The 18,549-nt window shown below is 63.4% G+C and carries 14 protein-coding genes; 9 read left to right on the forward strand and 5 right to left on the reverse strand.

What is annotated here, in order from left to right:
- Positions 1-69: 69 nt before the first annotated feature.
- Positions 70-1,131, reverse strand: coding sequence for an AraC family transcriptional regulator (locus FHR27_RS03725; protein ID WP_042552828.1), 1,062 nt, complete (start codon positions 1,129-1,131; stop codon positions 70-72).
- Between the two features lie 195 nt (positions 1,132-1,326).
- On the opposite strand from FHR27_RS03725, the gene FHR27_RS03730 reads away from it, so the two are divergent.
- From FHR27_RS03730 to FHR27_RS03740, 3 genes are all read left to right on the forward strand, one after another.
- Positions 1,327-3,363 carry an oxidoreductase gene (locus FHR27_RS03730; protein WP_373565112.1) on the forward strand — a complete coding sequence of 679 codons (2,037 nt, stop codon included), beginning with the start codon at positions 1,327-1,329 and terminating at the stop codon, positions 3,361-3,363.
- 186 nt (positions 3,364-3,549) lie between these two features.
- A complete protein-coding gene (locus tag FHR27_RS03735) occupies positions 3,550-4,836 on the forward strand; it encodes a chromosome partitioning protein ParA (RefSeq protein WP_179537821.1) in 1,287 nt (428 codons plus the stop codon).
- A 54-nt stretch (positions 4,837-4,890) separates the two neighbouring features.
- Positions 4,891-5,826, forward strand: a complete 936-nt coding sequence (locus FHR27_RS03740; protein WP_179537822.1) for a 1-aminocyclopropane-1-carboxylate deaminase/D-cysteine desulfhydrase — start codon at positions 4,891-4,893, stop codon at positions 5,824-5,826.
- Positions 5,827-5,830: 4 nt separating this feature from the next.
- On the opposite strand, the gene FHR27_RS03745 is transcribed toward FHR27_RS03740, so the two are convergent.
- Positions 5,831-6,763 (reverse strand): DUF1853 family protein, encoded by a 933-nt coding sequence (locus FHR27_RS03745; protein WP_042552832.1) that lies wholly within the window; start codon positions 6,761-6,763, stop codon positions 5,831-5,833.
- A gap of 244 nt (positions 6,764-7,007) precedes the next feature.
- On the opposite strand from FHR27_RS03745, the gene FHR27_RS03750 reads away from it, so the two are divergent.
- From FHR27_RS03750 to FHR27_RS03760, 3 genes are read left to right on the forward strand one after another with little or no spacing between them, the layout of a single operon-like run.
- Positions 7,008-7,898: an NAD(+) kinase gene (locus FHR27_RS03750; RefSeq protein WP_042552833.1), complete on the forward strand. Its 891-nt coding sequence runs from the start codon at positions 7,008-7,010 to the stop codon at positions 7,896-7,898.
- Positions 7,898-8,872 (forward strand): metallophosphoesterase, encoded by a 975-nt coding sequence (locus FHR27_RS03755; RefSeq protein WP_042552834.1) that lies wholly within the window; start codon positions 7,898-7,900, stop codon positions 8,870-8,872. The genes FHR27_RS03750 and FHR27_RS03755 overlap by 1 nt, the downstream gene beginning before the upstream one ends.
- The gene (locus FHR27_RS03760; RefSeq protein WP_042552835.1) at positions 8,869-9,732 is read left to right on the forward strand and encodes a rhomboid family intramembrane serine protease; all 864 of its coding nucleotides are present in this window, start codon (positions 8,869-8,871) and stop codon (positions 9,730-9,732) included. The genes FHR27_RS03755 and FHR27_RS03760 overlap by 4 nt, the downstream gene beginning before the upstream one ends.
- A gap of 7 nt (positions 9,733-9,739) precedes the next feature.
- Here the strand turns inward: FHR27_RS03760 and FHR27_RS03765 are convergent, their stop codons facing one another.
- The 3 genes from FHR27_RS03765 to FHR27_RS03775 all read right to left on the reverse strand — a co-directional run bounded on the left by FHR27_RS03765 (position 9,740) and on the right by FHR27_RS03775 (position 13,725).
- The gene (locus tag FHR27_RS03765) at positions 9,740-12,115 is read right to left on the reverse strand and encodes a TonB-dependent siderophore receptor (RefSeq protein ID WP_257026805.1); all 2,376 of its coding nucleotides are present in this window, start codon (positions 12,113-12,115) and stop codon (positions 9,740-9,742) included.
- A 192-nt stretch (positions 12,116-12,307) separates the two neighbouring features.
- The gene (locus FHR27_RS03770; protein WP_179537823.1) at positions 12,308-13,219 is read right to left on the reverse strand and encodes a DUF4880 domain-containing protein; all 912 of its coding nucleotides are present in this window, start codon (positions 13,217-13,219) and stop codon (positions 12,308-12,310) included.
- Positions 13,216-13,725 carry a sigma-70 family RNA polymerase sigma factor gene (locus FHR27_RS03775; protein ID WP_179537824.1) on the reverse strand — a complete coding sequence of 170 codons (510 nt, stop codon included), beginning with the start codon at positions 13,723-13,725 and terminating at the stop codon, positions 13,216-13,218. The genes FHR27_RS03770 and FHR27_RS03775 overlap by 4 nt, the downstream gene beginning before the upstream one ends.
- 160 nt (positions 13,726-13,885) lie before the next feature.
- On the opposite strand from FHR27_RS03775, the gene FHR27_RS03780 reads away from it, so the two are divergent.
- From FHR27_RS03780 to pepN, 3 genes are all read left to right on the forward strand, one after another.
- Positions 13,886-14,149: a YeaC family protein gene (locus FHR27_RS03780; protein WP_042552838.1), complete on the forward strand. Its 264-nt coding sequence runs from the start codon at positions 13,886-13,888 to the stop codon at positions 14,147-14,149.
- Positions 14,149-14,982: a DUF2797 domain-containing protein gene (locus tag FHR27_RS03785; protein ID WP_042552839.1), complete on the forward strand. Its 834-nt coding sequence runs from the start codon at positions 14,149-14,151 to the stop codon at positions 14,980-14,982. Before FHR27_RS03780 ends, FHR27_RS03785 begins: the two co-directional genes overlap by 1 nt.
- 68 nt (positions 14,983-15,050) lie before the next feature.
- Complete coding sequence (pepN, locus tag FHR27_RS03790; protein WP_179537825.1) at positions 15,051-17,714, forward strand: aminopeptidase N; 2,664 nt, start codon at positions 15,051-15,053, stop codon at positions 17,712-17,714.
- The last annotated feature ends 835 nt before the right edge of the window (positions 17,715-18,549 follow it).

Below are 18,549 nucleotides of genomic sequence, written 5' to 3' on the forward strand. Positions count from 1 at the left end.
CGCTTTGTGGGTCGGTTACCTATTAAGACGGATGAGAAGCGTAAAACCCGCAGGCGCAAATGAAAATAATTATTTCAAAGATTCAGACAGTTTGGCCATGCCCAGCCGATGGGTGCGACGCAGCTCGCCGGGCGTCTGCTGCAGCCAGCGTTTGAAGGCGCGCTGAAAGGCTTCCGCCGAGGCGAATCCGAGCAGGTAGGCGATCTCTCCGAACGTCAGTTCGGTATCGCGTACGTAGGCGGTGGCCAGATCCCGGCGGGTTTCATTGACGATGCTGCTGAACCGCGTGCCTTCCTCGGCCAGGCGCCGGCGCAGGGTCCAGCTCGGCAGCTGCAACTGCCGGGCGATGTCGTCCATGTCCGGTTCGCGGCCATGCAGACGCGGGCCGAGCAGTTGGCTGACCCGCTCACGCAGGCTGTGGGTGCGGGTCAGGCGCTGCAGTTGCTGCTCACAGAGTTGCAGCAGTTCCTGCCAGGTGCCGGGGCAGTGCTGGGGGTTGCGCAGGTTCAGGGTCGGCTGGTCGAGGCGCAGGCCATTGAAGGCAGCATCGAAGGTGGGCAGGCAGCGAACTTCGCATTCGTAGCGTTCGGCGTAGGCAGGCGGCGAGCATTCCAGATGCAGCGCCTCGGCCTGCAATTCGGTTCCCACGAGCGTGCCCAACTGCTGCAGCCAGCCAGCCAGTACCGAATCGACCACGAAACGGTTGTAGGCGTTGTAAGGGCCTATCGAGTGAAAGCGCAGCCAGGCGCCCTGGCTGTCTTCCTGGAGGCTCGAGCGACCACGGTAGTTGGAGGCATACAGCAGTTCGAAGCGGGTCAGCGTGCGCGCCGCCTCACGCACCGTGGGTGCCTGGGCGGCGGTGATACCGGCGAGGCCCAATTGCTGCAGACGGGCGAAACGGCCCATCAGCAGGCCCAGCGCCGGCTCGCCGGTCAGTTCGATGGCGCTGTGCCCCAGGTGCATGTAGCGCGGAATCGACAGCCTGGCCTGTGGCTCGGCCAGGCGCGGGGCATCGAAACCATAGTGTTCCAGCAAGGGGTGTGGCTCATGCCCGAGGTGGCGCACGGCGTCGGCCAGGCTGTAGAGAAAGCCGACGGAGAGATCGCCCAGGCGAATACGTGCGGGGTTCATGGGCTCTGTCGATACTGATGGACGGGCAGGTAGGGTATCCCGGCCGGCGATACCTCGCCAGCCTCACTGTCATTCAGGATCAGTAAGTTGTCATTTATGATCATTGAGGCGGGGTCATGGCTTCACTATCGTCTGTCCCATACAGACCGCTGCCCACGAAGGCTGCGGCATCCCGTGATCACCGCCGATGGATCCATGACCATGACCGCTTACCCGCATTTGCTCGCTCCGCTGGATCTGGGTTTCGTCACCCTGAAGAATCGCACCCTGATGGGCTCCATGCACACCGGGCTGGAGGAGAAGCCAGGCGGCTTCGAGCGCATGGCGGCCTATTTCGCCGAGCGGGCTCGCGGTGGCGTCGGGCTGATGGTCACCGGCGGCATCGCGCCGAACGAGGAGGGCGGGGTCTACGCGGGCGCGGCCAAGCTGAGCACCCCGGAAGAAGCCGACAAGCATCGTATCGTCACCGCAGCGGTGCATGCCGCCGACGGCCTGATCTGCATGCAGATTCTCCACGCCGGTCGTTACGCCTACAGCCCCAAGCAGGTTGCGCCGAGCGCCATTCAGGCGCCGATCAACCCATTCAAGCCCCGCGAGCTGGATGAAGAGGGCATCGAGAAGCAGATCGCCGATTTCGTCAGCTGTGCGCTGCTGGCGCGCCAGGCCGGTTACGACGGTGTCGAGATCATGGGCTCGGAGGGGTACTTCATCAATCAGTTCCTCGCCTCCCACACCAACCAGCGTACCGACCGCTGGGGCGGTCGTTTCGAGAATCGCATGCGCCTGCCCGTGGAGATCGTGCGCCGGGTGCGCGAAGCGGTCGGCAGCGACTTCATCATCATCTATCGACTGTCGATGCTCGACCTGGTGGAGGGCGGCAGCGACTGGCAGGAAGTGGTCGTGCTCGCCAAGGCCATCGAGGCGGCAGGGGCGACCCTGATAAACACCGGCATCGGCTGGCACGAAGCGCGCATTCCCACCATCGCCACCAAGGTGCCGCGGGCGGCGTTCACCAAGGTCACTGCCAAGCTGCGTGGCGAGGTGAGCATTCCGCTGATCACCACCAACCGCATCAACACCCCGGAAGTGGCGGAGCGGGTGCTGGCCGAGGGCGATGCGGACATGGTGTCCATGGCCCGGCCGTTTCTCGCCGACCCGGAGTTCGTCAACAAGGCGGCCGCTGGCCGGGGCGACGAAATCAATACCTGCATCGGCTGCAACCAGGCGTGCCTCGACCACACCTTCGGTGGCAAGCTGACCAGTTGCCTGGTCAACCCGCGCGCCTGTCACGAAACCGAGCTGAACTACCTGCCGAGCGCAGCGGTGAAAACCATTGCCGTGGTCGGTGCCGGCCCTGCCGGCCTGGCTGCCGCCACGGTGGCTGCCGAGCGTGGCCATCGCGTCACCCTGTTCGATGCGGCGGGGGAAATCGGTGGCCAGTTCAACGTCGCCAAGCGAGTGCCCGGCAAGGAGGAGTTCTTTGAAACCCTGCGCTACTTCAAACGCAAGCTGGAAACCACAGGCGTCGATCTGCGCCTCAATACCCGGGTCAGCGCGGGGGACCTGCTGGCTGCTGGCTTCGACGAGGTCATCCTTGCCACCGGTATCGTGCCGCGTACTCCGGCGATCGACGGCATCGGGCACGCCAAGGTGATCAGCTATCTGGACGCCATCCTGCAACGTCAGCCGGTCGGCCAGACGGTCGCGGTGATCGGCGCCGGCGGCATCGGCTTCGACGTCAGCGAGTTCATCACCCACGCGGGCGTCGCCACCAGCCTGGATCGTGAGGCGTTCTGGAAGGAATGGGGCATCGACCCGGCCCTGCGTGCCCGTGGTGGCGTCGCCGGTGTTCAGGCCGAGATCGAGCCCGCGGCGCGTCAGGTATTTCTGCTGCAGCGCAAGAAGAGCAAGGTCGGTGACGGCCTCGGCAAGACCACCGGCTGGATCCACCGTGCCGGGTTGAAGAACAAGCGGGTGCAGATGCTCAATGCCGTCGAGTACCTGAAGATCGACGATGAGGGGCTGCACATCCGCATCGCCGATGGCGAACCGCAGCTGTTGCCGGTGGATACGGTGATTCTCTGCGCCGGTCAGGATCCGTTGCGCGAACTGCAGGATGAGCTCGTGGCTGCCGGGCAGGCGGTGCACCTGGTCGGCGGTGCGGATGTGGCGGCCGAGCTGGATGCCAAGCGCGCCATCGATCAGGGCTCGCGTCTGGCCGCGGCGCTCTGAGACGCCACTTTTCGGCAGGTTCTACCGAACACTTCACGGTTCTGGGTTGCCATTCGTCCCGCAGCTGAATGACTGCCAACCGGTTCACACAGTGGTTCCGGTGTTCTCGCCTAGACTTGTCTGGCTGCCGCTCTGGCGTTGCAGCCGACATGGAACCGAGAACCCTCATTCGTCTGGAGAGCATCGATGAGCAAGCCGCAACTGGTCGAGGCCGTGATGTTCTTCGCTGAAGACGGCAGCATCGGTAAGCAGATGTTCTACACCGAGTTCGAGACGTTGCTCGATGGCCTGGTGAAGATGCCGGTGTTCGCCGATCAGCAGGTTCGTGTCACCTACGTGGTGGTCAATGCGCGCCTGCAGATTCGCTCCGCAGTGTTCTTCTATCTGGATTTCGACGAAAGCGGCGCGCCCGACAGCGGCTGGAACATTCCCTTGCAGCAACTGGCCGAGCGCGCTGGCCGTGGCCCTGACCTGGGTGCCGGGCCCATTCGCCTGGCCTGCCGCAGCCAGTGCCCGGTTTCCTGGCACCAGATGCACCTGTGGGATCCCAGTCTGGTCACCGGCAAGAATGATCTGGCCTTGCTGCGTGACACCGTCAAGCTCAACAGCCTGGGCATCGTACTTCAGGAAGAAGAAGCCAATAGCGTAGCGCCCGAGCGCTTGCAGGTGGCTTCCGAGGATCAATGGTACGCCGTGGATCCATCCCGGGATCTGGCCGAAAAACTGGCCGAGCGGCTGTCCCATGACTATCGGCAGAAGGCCGCGCAACTGGTCAAGCAGCAGCGTGAGCGGCTCGCCAGTCTCGGCCAGGAGCATCAGGCGGAGATGGCGCGTGTCGCGGCTCAGGCCGAGGCCCGGGTTACCGATCTGCAGGGGCAGATTCAGGCGCTGCGCCAGGCCGTGCGGCAGCAGGAAACGCTGAATCACAGTCTCAAGTCGCAGCTCACCGAACAGTTGGCCATTCAGCAGAGCGAGCGCGACGAAATGGCGGTCCGCCTGCGTGGCGCCGAGCGTCATGCACGTACCGAGCGTGACATTCTCCGCGAACAGTTCGACGACGAGCTGCGTGCGCGGATACTCGCGACCCAGGCCAGCGCTGAGGAGCAGGCCCGGCGCCGTGAAGCCGATGCATCGCAGCGTGGCGCCCATCAGGTGCTGGAACGTCTGGCCGGGCAGGGTGTGGTGTTCGTGGTGTTTCACCCGGGCGCCGGTCACGTCACCGTACCGTTGCAGGATGTCGAACGTTATCTGGCCAGTCCGCTGGCCTATGCCGCGAGCAAATGCTTCGTTTCCGAAGCCTTGTACCGCCAGTGGCTGGAGCACTATCAGCGCCCGCGTTGCGAAGGCCTGCATGCCGATGGCCAGCGTTGCGACGTTGCCGTGGAGCGCATCGAGACGCCGGGGCGTTTCGTGGTTGGCGACTCCAACTGCTGCATGGCGCACAAGGCGGCCCGCCTGCGCACAGTGGGCTGAGGCCGATCTGGGATACAATCGCAGGCCCTTTCACCAGGCCTCTCGCGTGCGTTCATGGCGTCACTTTCCCTAACGGCCGTCAGCGCCTGGCGCCCCCATGCGCCGCTGCAGCGCCTGTCGTTCGACTGGTTGGCAGGGGTCGAGCTGGCGGTATTGCGGCTGGATCTGATCGACCCGCTGATCAGCGGCAACAAGTGGTTCAAGCTCCGGCCACATCTGCACGCCGCTGCCAGGCAGGGCGCACGCGGCATCATCAGCCTGGGTGGTGCGCACTCCAATCATCTGCATGCACTGGCCGCCGCTGGCCAGCGTTTCTCCTTCGCCACCGTCGGCCTGCTGCGGGGGCAGCCACAGAGCACGCCAACCGTCGTGGATCTGCAGCGCTTCGGCATGCAGCTGCACTGGTTGGGCTACGGCGGTTACCGTGATCGACACCGTGCGGATTTCTGGCTGGACTGGCATGCGCGTTATCCCGGCTTTTGCGCGGTGCCCGAGGGCGGCGGCGGTTTGCCGGGTGCCATGGGCTGTGCGCAGTTGCCCGCGCTGGTGGCTGCGCAGTTGCCAGCGCTGGGTTGGCCCGATTATCACGGCTGGTGGCTGGCTGCGGGCACTGGCACCACCCTGGCCGGGCTGGTGATTGGAGAGGGCGCGCAGCGGGTCGTGCATGGTGCACTGGCAGTGCCCCGCGATCATGGCGTGCCGGCGCAGGTGCAGGCCCTGCTGGCGCAGGCCGGGATGGCCGATGCGGGCTATCGGCTGTTCGCTGCCTGCCGAGGCGGTTTCGCGCGGCAGGATGCCGACTTGCTGGATTTCATGGCGCAGTGCGAGGCGCAGAGCGGTCTGCCTCTCGAACCCCTGTATACCGCCAAGGCGCTGATGAGCCTGCGTGAGGCCATCGAAGGTGGCGAGATCGAGGCCGGCACGCGGCTGATCTTCGTGCATACCGGTGGGTTGCAGGGGCGCCGCGCCGCCCTGATCCCGGCGCCATGATCAGCTAAGCCAGCCGTGGCCAATCATCGGCGACCAGAAACAGGCGTTGGTGCTCGTGCAGGTGGCCGTCGACGCCGGGGCGCAGATCCACCAGCAACTGCGCTTCGGCATCCGTGGGCAGCTCGCCAAGCCAGTTTTGCAGGCGAGCGAACGACCAGCCTTCCTGCACCGGCAGCCTGGCCGGGGCCAGCCAGGCGTGGCGCGGCAGCGGCTGCCAACAGGCCGCTGCATCCTCCACCTGGAAGGCCTGCCAGTCGCGCCGGTGCAGCCACTTGCCGCGCAGGTGCTGCGGGTGAGCGTCTGGTGGTGCAGGGCAGGGGTGGCCATGGGGGTAGAACAGGTACCCGCCGATCCACATGGCCGCCTCGATGGGCTCGCTGGTCAGCGCATCCAGAGCAGGGCGTGCCACGGGCTGAGCCGAGAGTGGCAGTTGATGGCTGGCGAGATGCTCGAGCTTGATATCCAGACGATCATGGCTGCCGGGGCCGATCCATTGCGCTCTTTGTTGCGACGCCTTGCCCAGATACAGCTTGATGGCCAGTTCCAGATGATGCACGCCGCTGGCATCGCGCAGCAGCAGATCCAGCTCGCCCAGGGTGTGGCCTTGCTGGCGAATCGGCAGGTTGGCGGCCAGTACCTCGATGCCTGGGGCGGCCTCCAGGGCGAACTGCCACAGGCGCTCGTAATAGAGGCCCAGGCGGCGTACCGAGCTACGCGACAACCAGGTCTGCAGCGCAGCAGGCTCTTCATCCTGGCGCAGCAGCCAGTCCGCCAGCAGGCCCGGCTCGGCAGCCCATTTGCCATCCGTCAGCGGATGACGCTGCGTCGGGTGTGGGTGGGCCAGCAGGGGCGCAGAAAGCAGCGTCCAGGCCAGGTCGCGCACCGCTGGCTGATTCAGGCGCTGGGGGAGATCGGCGAGGGTGTCGAAGGCGTTCATCTGTGCAGCATAGGGACTTTTCCCCGATCGGTGCGGGGGGCTGTTGCAGGGCATCTCGAAAAATTGGACGAGGCGGTCAGCGCAAGGCAAAAACAGGCGAAAAAGCGCAGCTTAGGAGCGGTGAGTGAGCAGTTTGAGCCAGTTCTTGACAGGGCGATGGCAGCGCAGGTGGTTTTTTGAGGTGCCCTGAGGCAGTGTTTCACCCATAATCGGGCCATCAGAACCAGAGCGTCGCAGGAGCCCCATGGAGCAGTTTCGTAATATCGGCATCATCGGTCGCCTGGGCAGTACCCAGGTGCTCGACACCATTCGCCGCCTGAAGAAGTTCTTGCTCGAGCGCCAGCTGCACGTGATTCTCGAGGACACCATCGCCGAGGTTCTGCCTGGCCATGGTCTGCAGACATCCGCCCGCAAGCACCTGGGCGAGTTCTGCGACCTGGTGATCGTGGTCGGTGGCGACGGCAGCATGCTCGGCGCAGGCCGCGCCCTGGCCCGGCACAAGGTGCCGGTGCTCGGCATCAACCGCGGCAATCTGGGGTTTCTCACCGATATCCGCCCGGATGAACTGGAGTCCAAGGTCGCCGAGGTGCTGGAAGGCAACTACCTCACCGAGAACCGCTTTCTGCTCGAAACCGAAGTGCGCCGTCATTCCGAGGCGATCGGCCAGGGCGACGCGCTCAACGACGTGGTGCTGCACCCGGGCAAGTCCAACCGGATGATCGAGTTCGAGCTCTACATCGACGGCCAGTTCGTCTGCAGCCAGAAGGCCGATGGTCTGATCGTCGCCACGCCGACCGGCTCCACTGCCTACGCCCTGTCGGCTGGTGGGCCGATCATGCACCCCAAGCTGGACGCCATCGTCATCGTGCCGATGTACCCGCACACGCTGTCCAGCCGGCCGATCGTGGTGGATGGCAACAGTGAGCTGAAGATCGTCGTCTCCAAGGATCTGCAGCTCTACCCGCAGGTGTCCTGTGACGGCCAGAACCACTTCACCTGCGCGCCCGGCGACACCATCACGGTACGCAAGAAGTCCCAGAAGCTGTGCTTGATCCACCCGCTGGATCACAACTACTACGAGATCTGCCGAACCAAGCTGGGATGGGGTAGCCGACTCGGCGGCGGAGGCGACTGATGCAGCTCGACCCGTCTCGCGGCTACGACCTGATCGGTGATATCCATGGCTGCGCCAATACTCTGGTGCACCTGCTCGAGCGCCTGGGTTATCGCCGTCAGAACGGGGTCTGGCGCCATCCGCAACGTATGGCGGTGTTCCTCGGCGACCTGATCGATCGAGGCCCGCGCATTCGCGAGGCCGTGCACCTGGTGCACGACATGGTGCGGGCCGGTGAGGCGCTGTGCATCATGGGCAATCACGAGTTCAACGCCCTTGGCTGGATGACGCCGGCACTGCCGGGCAGCGGCCGCGACTACGTGCGTGAGCGTACCCCGCGGCACGGGCGGCTGATCGGCGAAACCCTCAAGCAGTTCGAGCCATACCCTGACGAGTGGCGCGATGTGCTGGCCTGGTTCTACGAGCTGCCGCTGTTTCTCGATGCCGGTCATTTTCGCGTGGTGCACGCCTGCTGGGACGAGGGCATGATCGCACCGCTGCGCCGGCAGTTTCCGGATGGCTGTATCGATGAGCATTTTCTGCAGGCCTCTGCCGTGCCTGGCAGCTATGCCTGCACCGTGCTCGATCGGCTGCTGCGCGGCACCGACATGCGCCTGCCCGACGGCTTGACCATGACCAGTGGTGACGGCTTCACCCGCTCGTTCTTCCGCACCAAGTTCTGGGAAGACAACCCGCAGACATACGGCGATGTGCAGTTCCAGCCCGATGCCTTGCCGGATCTGGTCGCGCAGATGCCGCTCAGCGAGCTGCAGAAGACCGAGTTGCTCAAGTACGGGCCCGATCAACCCTTGCTGTTCGTCGGCCATTACTGGCGCAGCGGCACCCCTGAACCGATCCGCCCGAACCTGGCCTGCCTGGATTACAGCGCCGTGATGTACGGCAAGCTGGTGGCCTACCGCCTTGATCAGGAAACCCGTCTGGACCCGCGCAAGTTCGTCTGGGTCGATGTCGAGAAACCGGAGGCGCCGCGATGAGCCCGGTGATCGCCTTGCGTGCACCGCTCGATGAGGACCTGACACCTTTCATCACCCTGTTGCGCAACCTGGGTGTCGCCCACCGGGTCGCCGAGCAGTCCAATGAGCAGGTGCTCTGGGTACCCGATGAACATATCGCCAGTCAGGTGCGCGAGCTATACGCCCGAGTGCCCCAGGGCGATCCCAGTGTGCAACCCGTGCAGGTTCAGCCAGCGCGCAAGCTACCTGGCTTTCTCGATCAGGCCCGGCGCAGCCCGCTGACGTTGGTCGTGCTGGCCCTGACCTTGCTGGTCGCGCTGCTGACCTGGGGCGGTGAAGATTACGATGTCGTGCGCTGGCTGAGCTTCGTCGACTTCCAGATCGAAGGTCAGTACATCTACTTCGCTTCCTTCGCCCAGGTCGTCGACAGCGGCCAGTGGTGGCGTGTGTTCACGCCGATGCTGCTGCATTTCGGCGTGCTGCACCTGGCCATGAACAGTTTGTGGTACTGGGAGCTGGGCCGACGTATCGAGGCACGCCAGGGCGCGCTCATGCTGCTGCTCCTGACCCTGTGGTTCGGCCTGGCAGCCAACGTCGCGCAATACCTGTATGGCGGCCCGGCGCTGTTCGGCGGGTTGTCAGGCGTGCTTTATGGTCTGCTCGGGCACTGCTGGCTGTTCCAGTGGCTGGCCCCGAATGCGGCTTACAAGCTGCCACGGGGCGTGCTGGTGAGCATGCTGATCTGGCTGCTGATCTGCATGACCGGTGTATTCGAGCTGCTGCAGTTCGGCGCCATCGCCAATGCCGCCCATGTCGGTGGGCTGGTCGCGGGGTGCGTCACCGGGCTGATTGGCGGTCTGCTGGCCCGGCGACGCCGCTGATGTGCGCTTACCAGCGATAGCTTAGCGAGCCGATCAGGCTGCGTTCATCGCCATAACGACAGGTCGTGTTGCAGAACAGGTACTTCTCGTTGCCCAGGTTCTGGGCCTTGGCGGCCACTTCCCAGTGGTCGTCGATTTCATAGCTGATCAGCGCATCGAACAGCGTGTAAGCGGGGATCTTGCCTTCATAGACCGTTGGTGTGGTGCGTGTGGTGCCGGTATAGCGTGCGCCAGCTGCGAGTCGTAGCTGCGGCAGACCGAGGGCGCTCAGGCGATAGCTCGCCCACAGACTGGCACTGTGGTAAGGCACGCCTTCGATGCGTTTGCCGACATTGCTGGCGCTGCTGTCCTGGATCACGTGGGAGTCGGTATAGGCGTAGGAGGCGGTGAGGCTGAGGTTGTCGCTCGCCTCTGTCTTGGCCTCCAGTTCCAGGCCTTTGGAGCGGGTTTTCCCGTATTGCACGAATGTGGCGCTGGCGGCGTCGAAGCTCAGTGAATTTTCCTGAGTCAGTTGGTACACCGCAGCACTGATCAACGTCTGGCTGCCGGGAGGTTGATAGCGCACACCGACCTCATACTGCTCGCCTTCCAGCGGCGCGAAGGCATTGCCAGCGGCTGGATTGCTGACATTGGCCGGCTGAAACGACTGGCTGTAACTGGCGTAAGGCGCCACGCCGTTGTCCGCCATGTAGACCAAACCAATACGGCCGGTGGCTTTCTTGTCGTTGCGGGTAGCACGTGCCTCGGTCGCGAAGGTAGTGGTGCGGCTTTCCGCCCAGTCCTGACGGGCGCCCAGCAGGAGCAGCCACTTGTCGTCGAACCTGATCTGATCCTGCAGGTAGAGGCCCTTCTGCGCGCTGTGCAGATCGGAGCCGCTTTCGGCGGCGGTGTTTTCGCCGTAGCCGGTATGGATCGGGTTGGCGAGATCCAGCGGCGGAGCCAGTTGCGCCAGGGAGGCGCTGATATGGCGGTGGGAGTCGTATGTCTTGTGGTAGTAGTCGACCCCCACCAATAAGCTGTGTTGCCAGCGGCCACTGTCCAGCGTGTATTGCAGGTTGTTGTCGGTGGTCCAGCCGGTGGAGCGCTCGTCACGCTCGCTGTAGCGGCGCAGTAGCTGACTGCCGACGATGGCTTGTGGAATCAGGTAGTCCCAGTCGGTGTTGGCCTGGAAATAGCGCAGGCTGTGGTTCACTTGCAGGTGGTCGTTGAAATGGTGCTCGAACAGGTACCCGAGCGTGTCCATACGGTTGTTGAAATGGTCGTAGCCGGGTTCGCCAACGAAGTCGTCGCGACCTATCTTGTAGCCCGGCGTATCGCTGTAGGTGGTCATGGTGTAGGCCGTCGGCGGGGCGAAGCCGGTAAAGGTTTCCTGATGACTGGCCAGAATGGTGAGCGAGCTGTCCTCGTTCGGACGCCAGGTCAAGGCGGGCGCGATGTAGCGGCGGTCGTCGTCGATATGATCGACCTGCGTATTGCTGTCGCGCCACAGACCGGTGAGGCGGTAGCTGAACTGGCCCTGATCGTCCAGCGGGCCGCCTAGGTCGAAGGTGTACTGGCGACGGTCGTAGTTGCCGATTTCGATACCCACTTCATGCAGCGGTTCGCTGGTCGGGCGCTTGCTGATGGTGTTGATCAGTCCACCCGGCGACAGTTGCCCATAAAGCACGGATGAGGCCCCTTTGAGCACTTCTACCCGCTCCACGCCGTAGGCTTCGATGCTGCCGTCGTAGGGGTTGGCCTGCAGTTTCATGCCGTCGCGCAGAATACCGCCGGTGCCCGCGCCCACGTTGAAGCCGCGCAAGGTGAAGTCGTCCGCGGTACGGCTGAAACCACTTGGCTGGCTGCTGAAGCCAGCGGTGTATTTCAGTGCATCGGAAAGGTTATCGCCCTTGCGGTCGTTCATTTCGTCGCGGGTTACTACCGAAATCGACTGTGGCGTCTCGAGCAGCGATGCATCGGTCTTGGTGGCCGAGCTGCCTCGCTGGGCGACATAGCCGGAAAAGGGGGCGCCCGTGCGTTCACTGGCAATCGTGGAGTCGACGCGGGTGGCATCGAGGGTCATCGATCCGTTTTGTGGGGCCGGCTGCACGCTGAGCGTTCCGCCACTGGTGGCACGTACTTCAAGACCGCTGCCACGCAGGGCCTGCTGTACTGCTTCGCTGGCGCTGAAGGAGCCATGTACGGGAGCGGCCTGATGGCCATCGACGTCCGCAGGGATGAACAGTATCTGCTGGCCACTGCGTTGGCCGATTTCGATCAGCGTAGCGGCCAGCGGTGCCGCCGACAGTGCGAAATCATGGCGCTGCTGCGATGCACTGGCATTGCCATGCATGGCGACCATGAAAGCGGTGATGAAGAACGGCAAGCAAGACTGATGAGGCATGGTGATCCAGAGCTCCGAGTCGCAGGAAACACCCCTGGCGATCGCTTTCGCCAGAGTTCTTTACGGGTATGTGCGATGAGGCGGAGTTTTTTTCAGGCGTGGGTGAAAATTAATTCGCTGCACCTAGAGTCTGTTGACGTTTCCGCGCAGCCCGTAGGGCCTGGCGCGGCCGTGCTGACACGTCAACAGACCCTAGACATGCTCGATACGCGTCCATACGCCCAGGTAGCTATGGACGCGTACCGGCAGGATGTCCGCCAAGGCAGCCAGCGCCTGGGCGCTGTTATCCAGATTGAATACGCCGGAGATACGTAGATGTGCTGCATTTTGGGAAAGCTGCAGCATGCCTCGGTGATAGGGGCGCAGTTGGTCGATCAACTGGCCCAGCGTCCAGTCGTGCGCTTGCAAGAAACCGTTGACCCAGGCATCTGGGGCGCCCACGAAAGGTCGCATCCCTGTCACGCCATTGGCGAGCATGTGCACTTGTTGCCCTGGCAGCAGGGGGCGCCCGGCAATGCTTGCGCTGCCACGCAGTAGGCAGGCACGAGCGAAATCATCGTGCAGCTCCAGCACGCAGCGCCCGTCTGCCAGCTGGATCTCCCCAAAGCGACTCGCTAGAGTCACGGGGCGTAGTTCTCCACCTTGCGTGTCGATGACCAGGCTGCCTTGATGCAGGCGAACAAGGTGTCGCTCACCGGAAAGGTCGAGGTCGACGGCGCTCTGTGCATTGAGTGTCAGCCAGGCACTTGGCAATTCGATCCGCCGGCGCTCGGCGGTTTGCGTACGAAGGTCGGCGTTCCAGTTGTTCAGCGGCATGCCAGGTTTGCCGAGCAGGTGGGCGCCGACAGCCATCGTGCTGATTGCCAGCGTGCCGCGTAGCAGATTGCGGCGGCTCAGGTTCGGCGTGTTCAGCGCTTGTCTGGCTGGCGCAGCCTTCAGTGGTAGCAGCGTTTTACCAAGTCGCTGTTGTAGGGCATTCCAGGCGTCGGTGTGAGCAGGATTGGCACTCAGCCACTGCTGGAAACGTGTGTGCTCGTCATCGCCGAAGTTGCCCGAACTCTGCCGTGCATGCCACTCGATGGCTTGCTCTATCAGTGGGCTCACGTCTCGGCACCGTAGCAGGCCCTGAGCCCCTGAACGATGTACTGATGCACCCGCGTGACGGACACGCCAAGCTCCACTGCAATCTGTGCATAGGTCAGGCCATCCAGCTGGCTGTATAAAAAGGCGGCGCGAGCCTTGCTGGAAAGCCCGTCGAGAAGCCGATCGATCTCGACAAGCGTTTCCAGCAGCAGGTAGTGATCCTCAGCAGAAGGGGCCAAGCGCTCCGGCTCGGCGGTCAATGCCGCCAGGTAGGCACGTTCGAGGTCGCGGCGCCGCCAACTGGCGAATACCAGGCGTTTGGCAATGGTTGTCAGCAGTGCACGTGGTTCGTGGATCTTTCGCTGATCGCGCATGGCGACAACCTGAGCGAAGGTTTCGGCGGCCATGTCCGCAGCGTCGTGGCGGCAGCCAAGACGAGCGCGCAGGCGCTCGAACAACCAGCCATGGTGCTCGCCGAACAGATTGTGAAGCATCGCCGTCCGATTGCTGGAGTTGGCAGGAAGCATGCTGGGAAGGTCACTTGATAGTGAAAACTATTATCATTTTGTCATTTGACTTCACTACTGGCAATCGCATCCGCCGCGCGATATGCGCTGTTTCGATCAATGCCCGTGCGCCGAAGCATGTGGCCCGGTAATATGTGACTTTTTGAGCCTGGAGCCAGCCATGTCCTCCTTCGTCGAATTGATCCGCAACATCACCCCGGACGTGTATGAAAGCCTCAAGCTGGCCGTGGAGATCGGCAAGTGGCCGGACGGCCGCAAGCTGACTCAGGAGCAGAAGGAACTGAGCCTGCAGGCGATGATCGCCTGGGAGATCGAGAACCTGCCCGAGGATCAGCGCACTGGCTACATGGGCACCTCCGAGTGTTCCTCGAAGTCCGAGCCGATCCCGAACCTGCTCTACAAGTCCTCGGAAACCCTGCACTGATGGTTGAAGTAGCCCGTGGCGCCCTGAGCAAGATGGCCACCCAGCTCGATGCGCCAGTGCAGTACGCCTTTCGCCTGGGTGACGAGCGGATCGCCGTCAATCCGATGATCGGCAAGACCGTGCGCCTGGAGTTTCTCGGCGCGATTCATTGCAGCCATTGCGGGCGCAGAACCAAGACCAGCTTCAGTCAGGGTTATTGCTACCCCTGCATGCAGAAGCTCGCCCAGTGCGACCTGTGCATCATGAGCCCGGAACGCTGCCACTACGACGCCGGTACCTGTCGGGATCCGGGGTGGGGCGAGCAGTTCTGCATGACCGATCATGTGGTCTACCTGGCCAACTCGTCGGGCATCAAGGTGGGCATCACCCGCGCCACGCAGATCCCCACGCGCTGGATCGATCAGGGGGCCACCCAGGCGCTGCCGATCATGCGCGTCGCCACTCGCCAGCAGTCCGGTTTCGTCGAAGACCTGCTGCGCAGCCAGGTGGCCGACAAGACCAATTGGCGCGCGTTGCTCAAGGGCGATGCGACGCCGGTCGACCTGCTCGCCGTGCGCGAACAGATCTTCCATGCCTGCGCCGAAGGCATCGATGCGCTGCAGCAGCGTTTCGGCCTGCAGGCCGTGCTGCCGTTGAACGAGCAGTCGGTGGTCGATATCCGTTACCCGATCGAGGGCTATCCGGCCAAGATCACCAGCTTCAACCTGGACAAGAATCCCGTCGCCGAAGGCACACTGCTCGGCATCAAGGGCCAGTACCTGATGTTCGATACCGGCGTGATCAATATCCGCAAGTACACCGCTTACCAGATCGCAGCCAGCTGCGCCGCCTGACCGGCAGGCGCTGCTGACGCCATTCACCTGTCTGTCACGCCAATGGGCGTGGCATCGAAGAGGTTCCCATGCGCACCGAGCAATCGAAGACCATCTACCTGAAGGACTATCAGGCGCCGGATTACCTGATCGACGAAACTCACCTGACCTTCGAGCTGTTCGAGGATCACACCCTGGTCCACGCCCAGTTGGTGATGCGCCGCAACCCGGCGCTGTCGGCCGATCTGCCCGTGCTGACCCTCGATGGTCAGCAGCTGGAGCTGCTTGAACTCAAGCTCGATGATCGCGCGCTGAGCGCCACCGACTACACGCTCACCGACAGTCACCTGACCCTGCAGCCGACCCAGGCCAGCTTCGTCGTCGACAGCAGCGTGCGCATCCACCCGGAAAGCAACACCGCGCTGGAAGGGCTGTACAAGTCCAGCGGCATGTTCTGCACCCAGTGCGAGGCCGAAGGCTTCCGCAAGATTACCTACTACCTCGACCGCCCGGACGTGATGAGCAGCTTCACCACCACGGTGAGCGGCGACAAGCAGAAGTATCCGATCCTGCTGTCCAACGGCAACCCGGTGGCCAGCGGCCAGGAAGACGACGGTCGGCACTGGGCGACCTGGGAAGACCCGTTCAAGAAGCCGGCCTATCTGTTCGCTCTGGTCGCCGGTGATCTCTGGTGCGTGGAAGACAAGTTCACCACCGTGAGCAGCCGCGAAGTGACGCTGCGCATTTATGTCGAGCCGGAAAACATCGACAAGGTGCAGCACGCCATGGACAGCCTGAAGAAGTCCATGAAGTGGGATGAAGAGGTCTACGGTCGCGAGTACGACCTGGACATCTTCATGATCGTCGCGGTCAACGACTTCAACATGGGCGCCATGGAGAACAAGGGCCTCAACATCTTCAACTCCAGCGCCGTGCTGGCCCGCGCGGAAACCGCCACCGATGCCGCGCACCAGCGGGTCGAGGCGATCGTCGCCCACGAGTATTTCCATAACTGGTCGGGCAACCGGGTAACCTGCCGTGACTGGTTCCAGCTGTCGCTCAAGGAAGGCTTCACGGTGTTCCGTGACGCAGCGTTCTCCGCCGACATGAACTCGGCGACGGTCAAGCGCATCCAGGACGTGGCCTACCTGCGTACCCATCAGTTCGCCGAGGATGCAGGCCCCATGGCCCACCCGGTGCGCCCGGATGCGTACATGGAGATCTCCAACTTCTACACCCTGACCATCTACGAGAAGGGTTCCGAAGTCCTGCGCATGATCCACACCCTGCTGGGCGAAGAAGCCTTCCGCAAGGGATCGGATCTGTACTTCGAGCGCCACGATGGCCAGGCCGTGACCTGCGACGACTTCGTCAAGGCCATGGAAGATGCCAGCGGCATCGACCTGACCCAGTTCAAGCGCTGGTACACCCAATCGGGCACCCCGCGCCTGGCCGTCGCCGAGCGTTACGACGCTGCCGCGAAAACCTATACCCTGACCTTCATCCAGAGCTGCCCGGCCACTCCAGGGCAGCGCGAGAGCGACAAGTTGCCCTTCGTGATTCCGGTCGAGTTGGGGCTGCTCGATGCCCAGGGCGACGACCTGCCACTGCGCCTGCAGGGCGAGGCCGCTGCCGCTGCTGGTAGCCGCGTGCTGTCGGTGACCGAAGCGCAGCAATCGTTCACTTTCGTCGATATCGCCGAGAAACCCTTGCCTTCGCTGCTGCGTGGCTTCAGTGCACCGGTCAAGCTGAGTTTCCCCTACGACCGCGATCAACTGATGTTCCTGATGCAGCACGACAGCGACGGTTTCAATCGCTGGGAGGCGGGTCAGCAGCTCAGCGTGCAGGTACTGCAGGAGCTGATCGGCCAGCACCAGCGCGGCGAGACGCTGGAGCTCGATCAGCGGCTGGTCAGCGCACTGCGCACCCTGTTGCAGGATGGCTCGCTGGATCAGGCCATGGTCGCCGAGATGCTCTCGCTGCCAGGCGAGGCCTACCTCACCGAGATCAGCGACGTGGCCGATGTCGACGCCATCCACGGCGCGCGTGAATTCGCTCGCCAGCAACTGGCCGAAGCCTTGTTCGAGCCGCTGTGGCAGCGTTATCAAGCCAACCGCGAGGTATCGCGCACGACGCCTTACGTGGCCGAGGCCGAGCATTTCGCTCGTCGCGCCCTGCAGAACATCGCGCTGTCGTACCTGATGCTGACCGGCAAGCCCGAGGTGCTGGCGGCGACGCTGGAGCAGTACGAGGCGTGCGACAACATGACCGAGCGCCTCACCGCCCTGGCCGTGCTGGTCAATTCACCGTTCGAGGCTGAGCGCAGCAAGGCCCTGGCGGCCTTCGCCGAGCACTTCAAGGATAACGCCCTGGTCATGGATCAGTGGTTCAGCGTCCAGGCGGCCAGCACCTTGCCAGGTGGCTTGGCGCGCGTGCAGGCGTTGATGGAGCACCCGGCGTTCACCCTGAAGAACCCCAACAAGGTACGTGCGCTGATCGGCGCATTCGCCGGCCAGAACCTGGTCAACTTCCATGCCGCCGATGGCAGCGGTTATCGCTTCCTCGCCGATCAGGTGATCGTGCTCAACGCCCTCAACCCGCAGATCGCGTCGCGCCTGCTGGCACCGCTGACCCGCTGGCGCAAGTATGGCAGCGAGCGCCAGGCGCTGATGAAAGCGGAGCTGGAGCGCATTCTCGCCTCCGGTGAGCTGTCGGCGGATGTTTACGAGGTGGTGAGCAAGAGCCTGGCCTGAGGAGTATCCCCGTAGGAGCGTCGCCCCCGGCGCGATGCGATAGCGGCCTTGATGCGAATCTGCGTTGTCCACGCAATTCGCCCGCAAGCGGGCTCCTACAGGGGGAGGGTTGGTCACGGTGGTGTAGGAGCGCCGCCCTCGGCGCGAAGAGGGTGGCCTTGATGCGGTATCTGCGTTGTCCCCGCGACTCGCCCGTAAGCGGGCTCCCACAGGGGAGGGCTGGTCACGGTGGTGTAGGAGCGTCGCCCTCGGCGCGAAGAGGGTGGCCTTGCTGCGGTATCTGCGTTGTCCACGCGATTCGCCCGCAAGCGGGCTCCCACAGGGGAGGGCTGGTCACGGTGGTGTAGGAGCGTCGCCCTCGGCGCGAAGAAGGTGGCCTTGCTGCGGTATCTGCGTTGTCCCCGCGATTCGCCCGCAAGCGGGCTCCTACAGGGGCAGGGTTGGTCACGGTGGTGTAGGAGCGCCGCCCTCGGTGCGAAGAGGGTGGCCTTGATTCGATATCTGCGTTGTTCACGTAATTCGCCCGCAAGCGGGCTCCTACGGGCTCCGTGTGTAGGAGCCCGCTTGCGGGCGATGCGATGGTGGCCTGACCGCTCTCGTGCCCCTCGCCATTGTGCCGGCATTCATCAACGTGCCAGCCCTCCATCCTGCTTGGGGGCAGTTCAGCAGCCAGCAGAACCCTCCGAAGGTCTGAAAAGTTCGTTCTAGAGCGGTTTGACTTGATTTAACGCGCATCATCGGGCCGAATGTTACCGTTCGTTCCCGCAGTAACGTTTTTTCGTTACCTGTCGGTATCGAAAGTTACCTTCTTATAAGTCGACACACTTAATATCCG

The organism is Pseudomonas flavescens (genome assembly GCF_013408425.1).
Taxonomy (GTDB): Bacteria; Pseudomonadota; Gammaproteobacteria; order Pseudomonadales; family Pseudomonadaceae; genus Aquipseudomonas; species Aquipseudomonas fulva_A.